The sequence below is a fragment of the uncultured Streptomyces sp. genome, assembly GCF_947488945.1.
In the GTDB taxonomy this organism is placed as follows: domain Bacteria; phylum Actinomycetota; class Actinomycetes; order Streptomycetales; family Streptomycetaceae; genus Streptomyces.
Genome location: NZ_CANLBS010000001.1, coordinates 41,159 through 57,880 on the forward strand (window position 1 = coordinate 41,159; position 16,722 = coordinate 57,880).

Below are 16,722 nucleotides of genomic sequence, written 5' to 3' on the forward strand. Positions count from 1 at the left end.
TGTGGCGCTACTGCTTCCCGTTGCGGCCTTCGCGGCCCTGTGCCTGGTCGTACTTCTCGTACGCGTCGACGATACGGCCGACGAGCTTGTGCCGGACGACATCCTGGGAGGTGAGCCGGGAGAAGTGCACGTCCTCCACGTCCTCCAGGATGGCCTGGACCTGTCGCAGACCGCTCTTGGTACCGCTCGGCAGGTCGACCTGGGTGACGTCACCGGTGATGACGATCTTCGAGTCGAAGCCGAGGCGGGTCAGGAACATCTTCATCTGCTCGGCGCTGGTGTTCTGCGCCTCGTCCAGGATGATGAACGCGTCATTGAGGGTCCGGCCCCGCATGTAGGCCAGCGGCGCGACCTCGATGGTGCCCGCCGCCATCAGGCGCGGGATCGAGTCGGGGTCGAGCATGTCGTGCAGGGCGTCGTAGAGCGGCCTCAGGTACGGGTCGATCTTGTCGAAGAGGGTGCCGGGCAGGAAGCCGAGCCGTTCCCCCGCCTCGACGGCCGGCCGGGTCAGGATGATCCGGCTGACCTGCTTGGACTGGAGCGCCTGGACCGCCTTGGCCATCGCCAGGTACGTCTTGCCGGTACCGGCGGGGCCGATGCCGAAGACGATCGTGTGCTTGTCGATCGCGTCGACGTACCGCTTCTGGTTGAGCGTCTTCGGTCGGATCGTGCGGCCGCGGTTGGAGAGGATGTTCTGCGTCAGCACTTCGGCGGGCGTCTCGCCGCCGGGCTCCCCCTCGCCGCTCGCCCCGGCCCTGAGCATGGCGATCGAGCGTTCCACCGCATCCTCCGTCATCGGCTGACCGGTGCGCAGCACCAGCATCATCTCGTCGAACAAACGCTGGATCAGGGCCACGTCGGCGGGGTCGCCGGTGGCGCTGATCTCATTGCCCCGGACATGGATGTCGGCGGCCGGGAACGCCGTCTCGATCACGCGCAACAGCGAGTCGCCCGATCCGAGGAGCATCACCATGGGGTGAGCGGCCGGAATCCTGATGTGGGCGCGGGCCTGCGGCTGGTGTGTGGGTGTCTGAGTCATGGGCCGGCCCTCGGGCCTGCGCATACCTCCCGTTGCAGGGTTCTCGCTGCTCGACAACCTCTGGCCTCCCAGCCTACGACTCGGCGCCGACAGTGCCGAGGTGTTTTACGGAGCCCCATCATCGCCCGGAGCCCCTGGGCGGGCCGCCCAGGGGTGCGCTCCGGGGTGCCCCGGTGGCGCGTCAAGGGGCGCCTCCGGGGGTGCTTCAGGGCGTGCGGAAGCCGATCGTGGGCACGGCCCGCCGCAGCGGCCAGGCGCGGTCGGCGGACGGCAGCAGCCGCTCCAGGAAGGCGTACCGCTCCAGAGCGGCCGGGTCCTGGCCGGCGCAGGTGCGCACCCGCTGCCACCATCCGGCGATCTCGGCCCAGCCGGGGGCGGAGAGCGAGCCGCCGAACTCCTGCACGGACAGGGCGGCGGTGAGCCCGGCGAAGGCGAGCCGGTCGGCCAGCGGCCAGCCGGCCAGGGTGCCGGTGACGAATCCGGCCACGAAGACGTCGCCCGCCCCGGTCGGGTCGAGCGCCTCCACGTCGATGGCGGGCACCTCGGCGGCGGTCCCGGTCCGCCCGTCGACCGCGTACGCCCCGTCGGCGCCCAGGGTGACGACGGCGAGCGGCACCCGTTCGGCCAGGGCGTGGGCGGCGGCGCGGGGGCAGTCGCGGCGGGTGTAGCGCATGGCCTCCTCGGCGTTGGGGAGGAAGGCCGCGCAGTGCTCCAGGTCGGGGAGGGCGTCGAGGTCCCAGCGGCCGGTCTCGTCCCAGCCGACGTCGGCGAAGATCAGCGCACCGTGGCGGGCGGCGGCGGCCACCCACGGCTCGCGGCGGCCCGGCGCGAGCGAGGCAACGGCGGCCCTGGCACGGGGCGGGCAGCGCGGGAAGACGACTCCGGGCGCCGCGGCGGGCCCGGAGGCCGGGGCGGGGGCCTCGTGGCCGTGCGAGACCATGGTGCGTTCGCCCTCGTACGCCATGGAGACGGTGACCGGGGAGTGCCAGCCGGGCACGGTGTGGGACATCGAGAGGTCGATGCCCTCGCCCTGTTCGAGGGCGTCCCAGCAGTACTCGCCGTAGTGGTCGTCGCCGAACGCGGCCGCCAGCGAGGTGCGCAGCCCGAGCCGGGCGAGCGCGGTCGCCATGTTGGCGACGCCGCCGGGACTGGAGCCCATCCCCCGGGCCCAGGACTCCGTCCCGCGCACCGGTGCGCTGTCCAGGCCGGTGAAGATGATGTCGAGGAACACCGTGCCCGTCAGGAAGACGTCGCAGGCGGGGTCCTGAGGGGCCCGCAGCCCGCCGAGCGGGTCGATCCCCGGGTTGTCCGTGTCCACCGTGCGCTCCCCGGCTTGGCTGGTCCGAACTGTGCCGATCCGGCCAGTCTGCACGATGCGGGGGCTCCGCCGCGGACTCTTCGTTTCCGCACTTCCACCTGGCTGACCTGCATAAACATGCGCTTTTACCCCGACCCTTCCAGCATAAACATACATGTGACGCGGATCACTCATGTCTGGCTTTCGGCGGGCTGTGCGTGCTTGATACAAATTGGCCCGCGAGCACCGTGGGGCATCAAGCCGACGAGTCGCACATCTCCCCCTTCCTCAGGTCTCCTCGGGACCGATTCGCCCTGCCCCGCCGCGCTCCACCCTCCGCACCACCCCTCCCGCTCCTCCCCTCCCTGCCTTCTTCGGCATGTCTTCAGGAACGCCCATGTCCTCGCGCCCCCGCGCCGCGTGGCCCCTGGTCGCCGTGTTCACCGCCGGTTACCTCGCCGCCTATCTGCTGCCCACCCTCGTCGGCCGCCTCAGCGCCCATCTGGGCCTCGACTCCACCGAAGCCGGGCTGGTGGGCAGTGCGCTGCTGCTGAGCTCCGCGTCGGCCGGATTCACCCTCGCCGGCCGGGTCGAACGGTTCGGGCCGGGCCGGGCGGCCCGCGCGGGACTGCTGCTGGCGACCGTCGGGTACGGGTGCGCGGCGCTGACCACATCCGTGCCGCTGGTCATCGCCGGCGCGGTCGTGGGCGGGTTCGGATCGGGCACCGCGACGGCGGTGGCGGCCTCCGGCATCGCCGCCCAGCACGACCCGCACCGCGCCTCCTCGCTCGGGCTGCTCAGTGTCTCCGCCACCGCGGGCGCGCTGTACCTGACCGTCCCTCACCTGGGCGGCGGCCACCGGCTTCCCTTCGCCGCACTCGCGCTGGTGGCGCTGCTGGTCCAGCCGGCCGCGTCCCGGCTGGGCGTCCCCGCTCCCGCGGAGAGCTCCGGACCGGTCGCCGGCCGGCTGCCGCACCGGCGTTCGGGACTGGTGCTGGCCGGCGGCATGCTCGTCTGGTCGATGGCGCAGAACGCCCTGTGGGGTGTCAGCAGCCGCATCGGCGTCAGCCAGGTGGGCCTGACCGAGGTCACCGTCGGAGCCGTGTTCGCCGTCGCGCTCGGCGCGGGACTGCTCGGGGTCATGGGCGCCGGCGCGCTCGGTGCCCGGCTCGGCCGCGCGTTCCCCATCGGGGCCGGCACCACGGTCATCGCGGCGTCCATCGTGCTCAGCTCCTCGGCACGGGGCCTCGGCTCCTTCGCCACCGGCGAGATCCTGTGGAACACCGTCTACCCGGTGGTGCTGTCGTACCTGATCGGGCTGGCCGCCTCCCTCGACGTGCGCGGCCGGTGGGCGGTGCTGGCGGGTTCCGCCTCGTCCGTCGGGGTGGCCTGCGGGCCGGTGCTGGGCAGTGTGCTGTCCGAGGGTGCGGGCTTCCCGGCGATGGGCGTGGTCCTCGGGGTGGCGACGCTGCTGGTGGCGGTCCCCGTCACCGCGGTGGCGCTGCACACCGGTGGGCGTCCGCTGGTGCCCGGTTCGGTCCGCCGCCGCGGCGGCGCCCCGGCGGCGCTGCTGGCCGCGACGACCGGCGGCCTGCCCGGTGCGGTGCCCAAGCTGGGCTCGCCCGAACAGGCCGTCGCGGAGATCGCGGTGCCCGCGCTGCGCCGCCGTCGTCCGCTGCGCAGCGCGTTCCGGACGGCCGGTCCGGACGGCGGGGCGGGTCAGTCGAACGCGTACGCCTCGACCTCGGCCAGGTAGCGCGCCCGGCGCTCCTCGTCGTGGTCGAGGAAGGCCGCCTCGAAGGAGTTGCGGGCGAGGGTGCGCAGGTGCTCGCGGTCCAGGCCGAGCGCCTCGTGCACCGCGTGGAAGGTGTCTGCGACGTATCCGCCGAAGTAGGCCGGGTCGTCGGAGTTCACCGTGCACAGCAGGCCCGCGTCCATCATGGCCCGCAGCGGGTGCTCCTCCAGGACGTCGATGGCGCGCAGCCGGACGTTGGACAGCGGGCAGAGGGTGAGCGGGATCCGCTCGGAGACCAGCCGGTCCACCAGCTCCGGGTCCTCCATGCAGCGCAGCCCGTGGTCGATCCGCTCGACGCCGAGGACGTCCAGGGCTTCGCGGATGTACTCCGGGGGGCCCTCCTCGCCCGCGTGGGCGACCTTGCGCAGGCCGAGCGCGGCGGCGGCCTCGTACACCTCGCGGAACTTGGCGGGCGGGTGGCCGACCTCGGCGGAGTCGAGGCCCACGCCGGAGATGCGGTGCAGGTGCGGACCGGCCGCCTCCAGCGTCTCCATCGCCGACTCGGCGGACTGGTCGCGCAGGAAGCACATGATGAGCTGGGTGGAGATGCCGTGCTTCTCCTCGCTGCGGTCCAGCGCCCGGCCGAGTCCCTCGACGACGGTGCCGATCGGCACGCCCCGCGCGGTGTGGGCCTGCGGGTCGAAGAAGATCTCCGCGTGCCAGACGCCCTGGGCCGCCGCGCGGGTGAGGTAGGCGTCGGCGAGGTCGGCGAAGTCGTCCTCGGTCCGCAGTACGGCCATCAGCGCGTAGTAGAGGTCCAGGAAGCTCTGCAGGTCCTCGAAGAGGTACGCGGTGCGCAGCTCGTCGGTGCCGGCGTACGGGAGTGTCACCCCGTTGCGGCCGGCGAGCTCGAAGGCCAGCTCGGGTTCGAGGGTGCCTTCGATGTGGAGGTGGAGTTCTGCCTTGGGGAGGTGCACGTCGTCTCGCTCACGAATGGTGGTGCTGGGGTGTCTCAGTGGTGCCGGGTGGGCACCGGAACGCGGATCAGGTCCTGGGCGACGGTCAGTTGCCCCTCGAACCCGGCGGCGCGGGCCTGGGCCTCGAAGAGGTCCGGTTCCGTGTACCGCTGGGAGAAGTGGGTCAGCACGAGGTGCCGTACGCCCGCTTCCCGTGCCACCCGGCCCGCCTGTCCGGCGGTCAGGTGGCCGTGGTCGGTGGCGAGCCGTTCGTCCTCGTCGAGGAAGGTCGACTCGATCACCAGCATGTCGCAGCCCTCGGCGAGGGCGTACACACCGTCGCACAGCCTGGTGTCCATCACGAAGGCGAACCGCTGGCCGCGGCGGCGTTCGGAGACGGCGTCGAGGGTGACGCCGCGCAGTTCGCCCGTGCGGCGGAGCAGGCCGACGTCCGGTCCCGCGATGCCGTGCTCGGCGAGGCGTCCGGGCAGCATCCGCCGGCTGTCGGGTTCGGTCAGCCGGTAGCCGTAGGACTCCACGGGGTGCGAGAGCCGGTGGGCGTCCAGGGTGTACGCGCCGGTGTCGGCGAGCACGCCGTCGGCGGCGACCGGGGTCTGGTGCAGCTCGACGGACTCGCGGTAGGCGGTGGCGTACCGGAGCCGGTCGAAGAAGTGCTGCCCGCTCGCCGGGTAGTGCGCGGTGACGGGGTGGGGCACCCGGTCGAGGTTGATCCGCTGGATCACCCCCGCGAGCCCCAGCGCGTGGTCGCCGTGGAAGTGGGTGACGCAGATGCGGTTGATGTCGTGCGCGGCGACCCCGGCGCGGAGCATCTGGCGCTGGGTGCCCTCGCCGGGGTCGAAGAGGATGCCCTCGCCGTCCCAGCGCAGCAGGTAGCCGTTGTGGTTGCGGTGCCGGGTCGGGACCTGGCTGGCGGTGCCGAGCACCACCAGTTCGCGTACGGACATCGGTGGGGCGCCGCTAGCCGGGGGGCCACTGGAGGCCGCGGCCCCCGAGGACGTGGGCGTGGGCGTGGAAGACGGTCTGGCCCGCTCCGGAACCGGTGTTGAACACCACGCGGTAGCCGCCGGCCTCGATCCCCTCGGCGGCGGCGACCTCGCCGGCCTCGCGCAGCACGTCGGCGGCGACCTCGGGTGCGGCGGCGGCCAGGGAGGCGGCGTCGGGGTGGTGGAGCCGCGGGATGACCAGGACGTGCGTGGGAGCCTGCGGGTTTATGTCGCGGAAGGCGACGGTGGTCGCGCTCTCGCGGACGATGGTCGCCGGGATGTCTCCCGAGACGATCTTGCAGAACAGACAGTCCGTCTGCGGTTCTCCCGCCATGGGCCGGCCTCCTCGTTCGCTGGTGATCCCTTACCGGCATCGTATCCGGGCCCGCCGCCGGCGCGGCGGCCCCGGGCGGCGGGCGGGCCGTCAGCCCCAGCGGCCGGTGCGGCCCAGCAGCAGGGCGGTGGCGGCGGTGCCGGCGGTGGAGGTGCGCAGCACGCTGGGCCCGAGCCGGCAGGTGCGGGCGCCGGCGGCGGCGAAGGCCTCCAGTTCCTGCGGGGAGACGCCGCCTTCGGGTCCGACCACGAGGACGATCTCGCCGGAGGCGGGGAGCGGGACGGTGGCGAGCGGTTCGCTCGTCCACTCCCGGTCCTCGTGCAGGACGGCGGCGAAGTCGGCCCCGGCCAGCAGCAGGGCGACCTGCTTGGTGCTCATCGCCGCGGCCACCTCAGGGAACCGCACCCGGCGGGACTGCTTGCCGGCCTCGCGGGCCGTGGAGCGCCATTTGGCCAGCGCCTTCAGACCCCGGTCGCCCTTCCACTGGGTGATGCAGCGGGCCGCCTGCCAGGGCACGACCGCGTCGACGCCGGTCTCGGTCATGGTCTCGACGGCGAGTTCGCCGCGGTCGCCCTTGGGCAGCGCCTGGACGACGGTGATCCGGGGGGCGGGCGCGGGCTCCTCGCTCCGGCGCAGGCCGCCGACGACCAGCCGGTCCTTGCCCTCGGCGGCGGCGACCGTGCCGTCGGCCCAGGCGCCGCGGCCGTCGGTCAGCACCACGGCCTCGCCGGCCTGCAGCCGCTTCACCGAGACCGCGTGCCGGCCCTCGGGGCCCTCCAGGACGAACTCCGGTCCCTCGGGGACCTGTTCGACGACGAAGACCGGTGCGGTCACTTTCCACTCCTCACGCTGACGGCCGCGCGCGCGGCCTGAAGTTCCGCCGCGAGCACCCCGACGAGCTTGCCGGCCGGCAGGTCGCGGGCCATCCGGTGTCCCTGCCCCGCCCACAGCGCCATGCCCTGCGCGTCCCCCGCCTTCGCCGCGGCCTTGCGCAGCCCGGCGGTCACCTGGTGGATCTGGGGGTAGGCGGCGGGGGCGTACGGTCCGTGCTCGCGGACGAACCGGTTGACCAGGCCGCGCGCGGGGCGGCCGGAGAACGCGCGGGTGAGCACCGTGCGGGCGAACAGCGGGTTGGTGAGCGCCTGCTTGTGCAGCGGGTGGGCGCCCGACTCGGGGCAGGCGAGGAAGGCGGTGCCGAGCTGCACCGCGTCGCCGCCGGCCGCGAGGACCGCGGCGATCTGCGAACCGCGCATCAGCCCGCCGGCGGCGATCACCGGGATCGGCACGGTCTCGCGGACCTGCGCGACGAGCGAGAGCAGGCCGATGCCGGTGTGGTCGGCCTGCGGGTCGTCGTGGTGGGTGGACTGGTGTCCGCCGGCCTCGATGCCCTGGACGCAGACGGCGTCGGCGCCCGCCCACTGGGCGAGCTGCGCCTCCTCGGCGGTGGTGACCGTGACGATCGTGTACGTGCCGACCCGGGCGAAGGCGTCCAGGGTGTCGCGGCTCGGGCAGCCGAAGGTGAAGGAGACGACCGGGACCGGGTCGTCGAGCAGCAGGGCGGTCTTCGCCTCGTACCCGTCCTCGCCGTCGGTCTCGGGGTCGCCGAGCGGGGTGTCGTACCCGTCGGCCTCGGCGGCCAGTCGCTGCCGGTAGAGGTCGATCGCGCCGGGGTCGGCGTGCGGCGGCTGCGGCATGAAGACGTTGACGCCGAACGGCTGCCCGGTGGCCGCGCGGACCTGCTTGATCTCCTCGTACATGCCGTCGGCCGTCTTGTACCCGGCGGCGAGGAAGCCGAGACCGCCCGCCTCGGCCACGGCGGCGACGAGCGGCGGGCAGGAGGCTCCGCCCGCCATCGGGGCCTGCACGATCGGATGCCGGCAGAGATCGGTCAGCGGGGAGGACATGGGCCGATCGTCCCACGTTCCGACCACGGGGCCGAATCAGCCCGCGGGCCCACGGCCCGGTGCCCGGCCGGAACGCCGCACCGCCCGCCGGAGGGTTCCCGGCGGGCGGTGCGGTACGGGGACGGGCTGCCCGTCAACGGCCGTTGAAGGCGTCCTTCAGCCGGGAGAACAGCCCCTGCTGGCCCGGCTGGAAGTGCCCGGTGGGGCGCTCCTCGCCGCGCAGCTTGGCCAGTTCGCGCAGCAGACGCTCCTGCTCGGCGTCGAGCTTGCCGGGCGTCAGCACCTCGACGTGCACGATCAGGTCGCCGCGTCCGCCGCCGCGCAGGTGCGTGACGCCCCTGCCGTGCAGCGGGACCGACTGGCCGGACTGGGTGCCGGGCCTGATGTCGATCTCCTCGATGCCGTCGAGCGTCTCCAGCGGCACCTTGGTGCCGAGCGCGCCCGCCGTCATGGGGATGGTGACCGTGCAGTGCAGGTCGTCGCCGCGCCGCTGGAACACCCCGTGCGCCAGCTCGTGGATCTCGACGTACAGGTCGCCGGCCGGGCCGCCGCCGGGGCCGACCTCGCCCTCGCCCGCGAGTTGGATGCGGGTCCCGTTGTCGACGCCCGCGGGGATCTTGACGGTGAGGGTGCGGCGCGAGCGGATGCGGCCGTCACCGGCGCACTCCGGGCAGGGGGTCGGCACGACGGTGCCGAAGCCCTGGCACTGCGGGCAGGGCCGGGAGGTCATGACCTGGCCGAGGAAGGACCGGGTGACCTGCGAGACCTCGCCGCGGCCGCGGCACATGTCGCAGGTCTGCGCCGAGGTGCCGGGGGCCGCGCCCTCGCCGCTGCACGTGGTGCAGACGACGGCGGTGTCGACCTGGATGTCCTTGGTGGTGCCGAAGGCCGCCTCGGAGAGGTCGATCTCCAGCCGGATCATGGCGTCCTGGCCGCGCCGGGTGCGCGAACGCGGCCCGCGCTGCGAGGCGGTGCCGAAGAACGCGTCCATGATGTCGGAGAAGTTGCCGAAGCCGCCGGCTCCGAAACCGCCCGCACCACCGCCGCCCGACGACGACAGCGGGTCGCCGCCGAGGTCGTAGACCTGCTTCTTCTGCGGGTCCGACAGCACCTCGTAGGCGGCGTTGATCTCCTTGAACCGCTCCTGGGTCTTCGGATCGGGGTTGACATCCGGGTGCAGCTCACGCGCGAGCCGACGGAATGCCTTCTTGATCTCGTCCTGCGACGCGTCGCGGCGTACGCCTAGTACGGCGTAGTAGTCGGTGGCCACTTACGACTCCGCCAGGATCTGTCCGACGTAACGTGCCACTGCGCGTACCGCTCCCATCGTTCCGGGGTAGTCCATGCGGGTCGGTCCGACCACGCCGAGTTTGGCGACTGCCTCGTCGCCCGAACCGTAGCCGACCGTGACGACGGACGTGGAGGTGAGTCCCTCGTGGGCGTTCTCGTGCCCGATCCGTACGGTCATGCTGGGGTCCGTGGCCTCACCGAGCAGCTTCAGCAGGACGACCTGTTCCTCCAGTGCTTCCAGCACCGGCCGGATCATCAGGGGGAAGTCGTGCCCGAAGCGGGTGAGGTTGGAGGTGCCGCCGATCATCAGCCGCTCCTCCGTCTCCTCGACCAGAGTCTCCAGGAGGGTCGAGAGCACCGTGGACACCGTCGCACGGTCCTCGCTCTCGAAGGATTCCGGCAGATCCTGCACCAGCGGGGGGACGTCGCTGAAGCGGCGCCCCACCACCCGGCTGTTGAGCCGGGCCCGCAGATCTGCGAGAGAGGTCTCGCCGAACGGCGCGGGACAGTCGATCATACGCTGCTCGACCCGCCCGGTGTCCGTGATCAGGACGAGCATCAGCCGGGCGGGAGCCAGCGCCAGCAGTTCGACGTGGCGGACCGTGGAACGGGTCAGCGACGGGTACTGCACGATCGCCACCTGCCGGGTGAGCTGCGCGAGCAGCCGCACCGTGCGCCCGACGACGTCGTCGAGATCGACGGCGCCGACGAGGAAGTTCTGGATCGCCCTGCGTTCCGGGGAGGTCAGGGGCTTGACCCCGGCGAGGCGGTCGACGAACAGGCGGTAGCCCTTGTCCGTCGGAATGCGTCCGGCGCTGGTGTGCGGCTGGGCGATGAAGCCCTCCTCCTCCAGCACCGCCATGTCGTTGCGGACGGTGGCCGGCGAGACGCCGAGCCGGTGCCGTTCGGTGAGCGCCTTGGAACCGACCGGCTCCTCGGTGCCGACATAGTCCTGGACGATGGCGCGCAGTACTTCGAGTCTGCGTTCGCTGAGCATCGCGCACACCTCCAGCTGTCGTTCTGCGGTTTCTGTCTGGCACTCGCTGTCTCTGAGTGCCAGCTCTCCCCCGGTCAGTGTACGGGGGCGGGGTGGGGCGGGGGCAAGGGCGACCGGCCGCGCGGACACGGGCCCGCCCAGGTCGGTGCGGATAGCGTCGTCCTCATGGACCTGTCTTGGGAAGAGCTGGACTGGGAGCGACTCGGTCACGGTGTGGGCCGCCGCCGCCTTCCGGGCTGGGACGCGACGGCCGCGCTGGTGGCCGGGGCGGGCCGGGCCCTGCTGTTCGACACGGGCGCGTGCCTCCGGGAGGGGGTGGAGCTGCGGACGCAGGCCCAGCGGCTGCTCGGGCACCGCGTGACGCATGTCGCACTGAGCCACCCGCATTTCGACCACGTACTGGGCGCCGCCGCCTTCGCCGGGGCCGAGGTGTTCGGCGCCCGGGGGGCGGGCCGGGTGCTGCGGCGGGACGCGGACGCGCTGTACGCGGACGCCGTGCGCCACGGCCTGCCCGAGCACGACGCGGCGGAGGCGGTGGACACGCTGGTGGTACCGCGCCGGGAGGTCTCCGGCGCGTGCACCCTCGACCTGGGCGGCGGGCGCGAGGTGGTGCTGGTCGACGCCGGGCCCGCCCACACCGGCCAGGACCTGGTCGCCCTGGTGCCCGGGGAGGTGCCGGTGGTGCTCTGCGGGGACCTGGTGGAGGAGTCGGGCGAACCGCAGGCCGGCCCCGACGCCTTCCCCTCCCACTGGCCGGCCGCGCTGGACCGGTTGCTGGCACTGGGCGGCGAGCGGGCACGGTACGTCCCGGGGCACGGAGCCGTGGTCGACGCGGCCTTCGTCCGCGCGCAGCGGGACCGGCTGGCGGAACGGGCGCGGAGGCGGGGCGCGGATCCGGGCGCGGCACGGGGCGGTGTGCCCGGCGTGTCGTGACGGGGCGTCGAATTATCGTCGTCGCATGCGCAGCTACCAGCCGGACCTGACCCCGCCGTGGAAGCGGTCCGCCCCCGTGCCCGAGGTGCCCGCCGAACCCGATCTGGTGGTGGAGGAGATCTCCACCGGCTTCTGCGGGGCGGTGATCCGCTGCGAGAAGTCGGCCCAGGGCCCGGTCGTCACCCTGGAGGACCGTTTCGGCAAGCACCGGGTCTTCCCGATGGAGCCGCGCGCCTTCCTGCTGGAGGGCCGCGTCGTCACGCTGGTGCGCCCGTCGGCCGCCGGTCCGGCGCGTCCCGCCCGCACGGCCTCCGGATCGGTGGCGGTGCCGGGGGCGCGGGCCCGGGTGGCGCGGGCCGGCCGGATCTACGTCGAGGGCCGGCACGACGCCGAGCTGGTCGAGCGGGTCTGGGGCGACGACCTGCGCATCGAGGGCGTGGTGGTGGAGTACCTGGAGGGCGTCGACGACCTTCCCGCGATCGTGGGCGAGTTCCGGCCGGGGCCCGACGCCCGGCTGGGGGTGCTGGTGGACCACCTCGTGCCGGGCTCGAAGGAGTCGCGGATCGCGGCCCGGGTGTCCGACGCGCACGTGCTGGTGGTCGGCCACCCCTTCATCGACGTGTGGGAGGCGGTGAAGCCCTCCTCGCTGTCCATCCCGGCCTGGCCGTCGGTCCCCAAGGGGCAGGACTGGAAGACGGGCGTCTGCCGGGCGCTCGGCTGGCCGGAGAACACCGGAGCCGCGTGGCAGCACATCCTCTCGCACGTCCGCAGTTACAAGGATCTTGAACCTCAACTCCTGGGCCGGGTAGAGGAATTGATCGACTTCGTGACGCTCCCGGACTGATCCGTCCGCTCCCCGCCCCGGCCTTGGCCAAGGATCTGGTACCGATCCGTCCGAACGCCTGCGTCCCGCACCCGCCATCCGCTATTGAGAGAGGAGGTACGGATGTCGTTCGAGGGATCCGGGGGGCAGCGATGGGCCACGAGGTCTGGCGCGAGAGCGCCGACAACGAGGCGGCCTCCGCCGTCTTCCACCTCGTACAGCGGCTGATCGACCGGTACGGCACCGACCGGCCGGTGATGCCGCTCGTGGTGGTCCAGGCGGCGGAGAGCGACGCGGACGGGGACATCGACGCCCGGGTGGCGCGGATCGTGCACCAGGTGCACCGTGCCAACCGGCCCCGCCGGGTGCCGGTGCGGCTGCTCGGAGGCGGCGGCTCCTCGCCCTACCAGGCCGCGCTCGACATGGTCCGCGCGCTGGCCGAGGAGCCGTGGGAGAGCCGTGGGGAGTCGCAGTACAAGCCCCTCACCTTCCCGCGCTCCCGGCTGCTCGGCGCCATCGAGCAGGCCACCGCCGTCGTGCAGGAGTCGAACGGTTCGAACGGCGGGTCCTCTTCGGCGGCCGGCCGCAGCGACCGCGTGCTGGAGCAGTTGCGGATGCTGCGCTGGCGGCCCGCGCGACAGGGGCGCCGGACCCCCGTCGCGCCGGAGGAGCGGTGGGAGCCGCTGCGGCGGTCGGTCGGCCCCGAGACCTTCCTCGGGGCCGTCTTCATCGCCGTGCTCAGCGCCCTGGTCACCGAGGTCGACTGGCGGGCCGTGGTGACGATGGCGGTGTGCGCCGCACTGGGCATCGCCGGTGTGCGGATCCTGACGACCGCCGCGCCGCCGCTGCTGTGGCTGCGCCGGGCCAGCCGCTGGTTCGCCACCACGTCCTCGCTGGCCGCCGCCAGCACGCGCTACCCGCCGGAGACCTGGTCGCCGTTCTCCCCGCACGGTTCGTGGCAGGTCCTGCGGGCACGGGCGGCCACCGTCGCCGACCGGGTGGCCGACGCCTCCGGGACGATCGGCGCCGACACGGAGGAGGAGGAGGAGGTCGCGAGGATCACCTCCGCCCGCCAGTTCCACCTGGAACTGCGGGTGCAGGCGCTGCTGGAGGACCTGCGGGACAACTACCGGCCGCACGCCCTCGACTGGCGGCGGGCCAAGCGCACCGCCCCGCCGGTGGTGCTGCTGCCGGCCGCGACGGCGGAGAACGGCGGGGTGTCACTGATCAACGCGATCAACAACGTGCGGTCCCGGCGCAGCGAAGTGGACCCGCTGCTGCTGCTCGCCGCGCTGCCGGCCGCCCATGTGCTGACGCACACCCCGTCGGTCCCCGCGTGGGACCAGCACGCCGACGGGGTCGGCCCGCCCGGCGGCGCCCAGGCGCGGTACCAGCGGTGGGCGAACACCCTGAGTTTCGGCCAGTCGCCCGCCGATGCGGCGCGGCTGGCCTGGGTGCTGCGCCTGCCGCTGTCGACGAATCAGCTCCGGCACGAGCACGCCCACGCCGAACTGCGCACCCTGCGGGTGCGGCGTACGTGGGCGTGGTTCGTGATGTCCCGGGCCGCGGTGGCGCTCGTCCTGGTGGCCGGCCTGCTCGGCACCTACCACTGGAGCGACGTGTGGCGGAGCACGTACTGCCAGGGCGAGCTGGCCGACCGCAGCACGGACGCGGTGCGGGTCGGGCGGGGCACCGCGGCCGAGGAGTGCATAGGCGTGGCGACGTCGGCGAAGGTGCGCTTCGCCGAGGGCAACGACCTGCGCCTCGGCGGGATCGGCGCCGGCATCTCCTTCGACCGGATCGAACGGGCGATCCGCGAACAGAACGAGGACGTCGGCACCGCCGAGCACGTCACCGTCGTCTACGCCGGACCCCTGACCGCACCCCGCGAGGCGGACACCCGCAAGGGGCTGGAGGAGCTCGCCGGGGTGTACATCAAGCAGAGCTCCGTCAACAGCGAGCCGGGCGTCAAGCTCAAGGTGCTGCTCGCCAACGGCGGCCGGGGCATGCTCCGGCAGACCATTGCCGTCGAGAAGATCATCGAAGTGGCGCGGAAGGACCCGCACGTGGTCGGCGTGGTGGGACTGGGCCGCAACACCACCGAGAGCCGGCAGACCGTCCGGGCGCTGCTCGACGCCGGCATCCCCGTCGTGGACACCACCAACTCCAGCAGCGAACTGGACGAGAACCTCAACTACTTCGGTCTGGCCGCCACCGACGAGGAACAGACCTGGGCGCTGAAGCTGCTGGCCGGGCAGCTCGCGCGGAAGGCGGGTGCGGGGCAGTCCCCCGGGTCCGCACCGCGCGCGGCCGTCCTCTCGCGCACCCCGCTCAACGAGGAGAAGGACCAGTACACCAACGACCAGCACGACGCCGGCACCACGATGCTGAAGGAGGCGGGCTACTCGGTCCAGAGCATCCGGTACTCCCTCACCCAGAACGGCGGCGCCGCCCTCGACAGCGCGCTGGCCAAGATCTGCACCGAGGGCAAGGTGACCGAGACCCTCTACTTCGCGGGCCGGATGGAGGACGTGAGCCCGCTGATGGCCGGACTGTTCCGGACCCCCGGCTGCTCCGCGAAGCACTTCGACGTCTTCACCGGCGACGACATGACCAAGGCCGGTTTCGGCACCACGCGCTCGGTGGCCTCGAACGTGACCGTGTACTACACCTCGCTCACCCCGGTGTCGCACGGCCTGCCGACCGACTTCTACCTGGAGGCCCGGACGGAGCTGGGGAAGCTGGTGGGCGACGGCGGCCCGCTGCCCTCCGCCGGGAACGGGCGCGGGGACGGCCCGAAGGACTACGAGGACGGGCTCTTCGCCAGCGGCCAGACCATCCTGTCGTACAGCGCGGCCACGGCGCTCTACACCACCGCCGCCCAGCGGGAGGGGCCGCGGAGCGCGGCGCGGACCTGGGGGCAGCTGGCCTCCTTCGAGCAGGACGGCATGCCCACCGGCACGATCTCGCTGGCCCGCACGCCCTCGGACGTGGACGGGCACCTGCACGGCCTCGCGCTCGTCAAGGCGTTCCGGTCGGGGGAGAAGACCGTCACGGCGACGGTCTGCCTCAAGCCCGCCGGTCCGGAGTACACGGACCGGCTGACGACGCGGACGTGCAGGCCGTGACCCCCGGCCGCGCTGGGGCCGGGCTCAGTCGACCAGGTCCCGGACCACCGCGTCGGCCAGCAGCCTGCCCCGCAGGGTGAGCACCGCGCGGCCCTGCTCGTACGGCCCCGGCTCCAGCAGCCCCTCGGCGAGGACGCGGCGGGAGGCGGCGAGGCCGTCGGGCTTCAGCAGGGCGAGCGGGCAGCCGTCGATCAGCCGGAGCTCCAGCAGGATGCGCTCGACCCGGCGGTCCTCGTCGGAGAGCAGCTCGCGCCCGGCCCCGGGCGAACGTCCCTCGGTGAGCGCCTGGGCGTACGCCCCCGGGTGCTTCACGTTCCACCAGCGCACGCCACCGACGTGGCTGTGCGCGCCGGGACCGGCGCCCCACCAGTCGGCGCCGCGCCAGTACAGCTCGTTGTGCAGGCAGCGGCCCTCGGGGGTGCGGGCCCAGTTCGACACCTCGTACCAGGAGAAGCCCGCGGCGGTCATCGCCTCGTCGGCGATCAGGTACCGGTCGGCGTGCACGTCGTCGTCGGTCATCGGGACCTCGCCGCGCCGGATGCGGCGGGCCAGCTGGGTGCCCTCCTCCACGATCAGCGCGTACGCCGAGACGTGGTCGGGACCGGCGCCGATCGCCGCGTCGAGCGAGGCCCGCCAGTCGTCGTCGGACTCGCCGGGGGTGCCGTAGATCAGGTCGAGGTTCACGTGCTCGAAGCCCGCGGCGCGCGCCTCGGCGACGCAGGCCTCGGGGCGGCCGGGGGTATGGGTGCGGTCGAGGATCTTCAGCACGTGCTGCCGGGCGCTCTGCATGCCGAAGGAGATCCGGTTGAAGCCGCCCTCCCGCAGGGTCGCCAGATACTCCGGACCGACCGACTCCGGATTGGCCTCGGTGGTGATCTCGGCGTCGTCCGCGAGGCCGAACTCGTCCCGGATCGCGCCCAGCATCCGCACCAGGTCGCCGGCGTCCAGAAGCGTCGGCGTGCCGCCGCCGACGAAGACCGTGCGGACCGGGCGGGGGTCGTCGCCGAGCACCTTGCGGGCCTGGCGGACCTCCTCGACGAGGTGGGCGGCGTAGTTGTCGCGGGAGGCCAGGGCGCCGCCGGAGCCGCGCAGCTCGGTGGCGGTGTAGGTGTTGAAGTCGCAGTAACCGCAGCGGGTCGCGCAGTAGGGCACGTGGAGGTAGAAGCCGAGCGGCCGGTCGGCCGCGCCTTCCAGGGCGTGGCGGGGCAGCGCCCCGTCGTCGGGCACGGGCTCACCATCGGGCAGTACGGAAGGCATGGGATCCATTGTCGCTCGCCCGGAA

14 protein-coding genes are annotated in these 16,722 nt (G+C 73.2%); 4 read left to right on the plus strand and 10 right to left on the minus strand.

Translation table 11 applies throughout. The annotated features are described in order from the left end of the window. Positions 1 to 7: 7 nt before the first annotated feature. Together Q0994_RS00205 and Q0994_RS00210 are read right to left on the minus strand one after the other, a co-directional pair. Positions 8 to 1,039, minus strand: a complete 1,032-nt coding sequence (locus Q0994_RS00205; protein ID WP_299527317.1) for a PhoH family protein — start codon at positions 1,037 to 1,039, stop codon at positions 8 to 10. 205 nt (positions 1,040 to 1,244) lie between these two features. Beyond that, positions 1,245 to 2,357 carry a carbohydrate kinase family protein gene (locus Q0994_RS00210; protein WP_299527319.1) on the minus strand — a complete coding sequence of 371 codons (1,113 nt, stop codon included), beginning with the start codon at positions 2,355 to 2,357 and terminating at the stop codon, positions 1,245 to 1,247. Between the two features lie 376 nt (positions 2,358 to 2,733). Here Q0994_RS00210 and Q0994_RS00215 point away from each other — a divergent pair, with 376 nt between their 5' ends. Then, a complete protein-coding gene (locus tag Q0994_RS00215) occupies positions 2,734 to 4,092 on the plus strand; it encodes a sugar MFS transporter (protein ID WP_299527321.1) in 1,359 nt (452 codons plus the stop codon). On the opposite strand, the gene Q0994_RS00220 is transcribed toward Q0994_RS00215, so the two are convergent. From Q0994_RS00220 to hrcA, 7 genes are all read right to left on the minus strand, one after another. Next, positions 4,056 to 5,048 carry an adenosine deaminase gene (locus Q0994_RS00220; protein ID WP_299527322.1) on the minus strand — a complete coding sequence of 331 codons (993 nt, stop codon included), beginning with the start codon at positions 5,046 to 5,048 and terminating at the stop codon, positions 4,056 to 4,058. The genes Q0994_RS00215 and Q0994_RS00220 overlap by 37 nt on opposite strands. A 35-nt stretch (positions 5,049 to 5,083) precedes the next feature. Next, a complete protein-coding gene (locus tag Q0994_RS00225; RefSeq protein WP_299527324.1) occupies positions 5,084 to 5,992 on the minus strand; it encodes a ribonuclease Z in 909 nt (302 codons plus the stop codon). Positions 5,993 to 6,005: 13 nt separating this feature from the next. Continuing rightward, positions 6,006 to 6,365, minus strand: coding sequence for a histidine triad nucleotide-binding protein (locus tag Q0994_RS00230; protein WP_299527326.1), 360 nt, complete (start codon positions 6,363 to 6,365; stop codon positions 6,006 to 6,008). 90 nt (positions 6,366 to 6,455) lie between these two features. Beyond that, positions 6,456 to 7,199, minus strand: a complete 744-nt coding sequence (locus Q0994_RS00235) for a 16S rRNA (uracil(1498)-N(3))-methyltransferase (protein WP_299527328.1) — start codon at positions 7,197 to 7,199, stop codon at positions 6,456 to 6,458. Next, a complete protein-coding gene (locus tag Q0994_RS00240; RefSeq protein WP_299527330.1) occupies positions 7,196 to 8,269 on the minus strand; it encodes a nitronate monooxygenase in 1,074 nt (357 codons plus the stop codon). Before Q0994_RS00240 ends, Q0994_RS00235 begins: the two co-directional genes overlap by 4 nt. A gap of 133 nt (positions 8,270 to 8,402) precedes the next feature. Further along, on the minus strand, positions 8,403 to 9,539 hold the full coding sequence (gene dnaJ / locus Q0994_RS00245) for a molecular chaperone DnaJ (protein WP_299527332.1): 1,137 nt from the start codon (positions 9,537 to 9,539) through the stop codon (positions 8,403 to 8,405). Beyond that, a complete protein-coding gene (gene hrcA, locus Q0994_RS00250) occupies positions 9,540 to 10,556 on the minus strand; it encodes a heat-inducible transcriptional repressor HrcA (protein ID WP_299527334.1) in 1,017 nt (338 codons plus the stop codon). It lies immediately after the preceding gene. Between the two features lie 165 nt (positions 10,557 to 10,721). On the opposite strand from hrcA, the gene Q0994_RS00255 reads away from it, so the two are divergent. The 3 genes from Q0994_RS00255 (at position 10,722) to Q0994_RS00265 (ending at position 15,440) form a co-directional block, all read left to right on the plus strand. Then, positions 10,722 to 11,489 (plus strand): MBL fold metallo-hydrolase, encoded by a 768-nt coding sequence (locus Q0994_RS00255; protein ID WP_299527336.1) that lies wholly within the window; start codon positions 10,722 to 10,724, stop codon positions 11,487 to 11,489. Positions 11,490 to 11,514: 25 nt separating this feature from the next. Next, on the plus strand, positions 11,515 to 12,333 hold the full coding sequence (locus Q0994_RS00260) for a DUF3097 domain-containing protein (protein ID WP_299527337.1): 819 nt from the start codon (positions 11,515 to 11,517) through the stop codon (positions 12,331 to 12,333). 131 nt (positions 12,334 to 12,464) lie between these two features. After that, on the plus strand, positions 12,465 to 15,440 hold the full coding sequence (locus Q0994_RS00265; RefSeq protein ID WP_299527339.1) for a hypothetical protein: 2,976 nt from the start codon (positions 12,465 to 12,467) through the stop codon (positions 15,438 to 15,440). A 24-nt stretch (positions 15,441 to 15,464) separates the two neighbouring features. Here Q0994_RS00265 and hemW read toward each other — a convergent pair whose 3' ends face one another. Further along, complete coding sequence (gene hemW / locus Q0994_RS00270; RefSeq protein WP_299527341.1) at positions 15,465 to 16,706, minus strand: radical SAM family heme chaperone HemW; 1,242 nt, start codon at positions 16,704 to 16,706, stop codon at positions 15,465 to 15,467. Positions 16,707 to 16,722 lie beyond the last annotated feature (16 nt).

Coding starts and splice junctions, on each gene's coding strand:
- Q0994_RS00205 (WP_299527317.1), bottom strand. CDS start 1,039: ATGACTCAGACACCCACACACCAGCCGCAGGCCCGCGCCCACATCAGG.
- Q0994_RS00215 (WP_299527321.1), top strand. CDS start 2,734: ATGTCCTCGCGCCCCCGCGCCGCGTGGCCCCTGGTCGCCGTGTTCACC.
- Q0994_RS00225 (WP_299527324.1), bottom strand. CDS start 5,992: ATGTCCGTACGCGAACTGGTGGTGCTCGGCACCGCCAGCCAGGTCCCG.
- Q0994_RS00230 (WP_299527326.1), bottom strand. CDS start 6,365: ATGGCGGGAGAACCGCAGACGGACTGTCTGTTCTGCAAGATCGTCTCG.
- Q0994_RS00240 (WP_299527330.1), bottom strand. CDS start 8,269: ATGTCCTCCCCGCTGACCGATCTCTGCCGGCATCCGATCGTGCAGGCC.
- hrcA (WP_299527334.1), bottom strand. CDS start 10,556: ATGCTCAGCGAACGCAGACTCGAAGTACTGCGCGCCATCGTCCAGGAC.
- Q0994_RS00255 (WP_299527336.1), top strand. CDS start 10,722: ATGGACCTGTCTTGGGAAGAGCTGGACTGGGAGCGACTCGGTCACGGT.
- Q0994_RS00260 (WP_299527337.1), top strand. CDS start 11,515: ATGCGCAGCTACCAGCCGGACCTGACCCCGCCGTGGAAGCGGTCCGCC.
- Q0994_RS00265 (WP_299527339.1), top strand. CDS start 12,465: ATGGGCCACGAGGTCTGGCGCGAGAGCGCCGACAACGAGGCGGCCTCC.
- hemW (WP_299527341.1), bottom strand. CDS start 16,706: ATGGATCCCATGCCTTCCGTACTGCCCGATGGTGAGCCCGTGCCCGAC.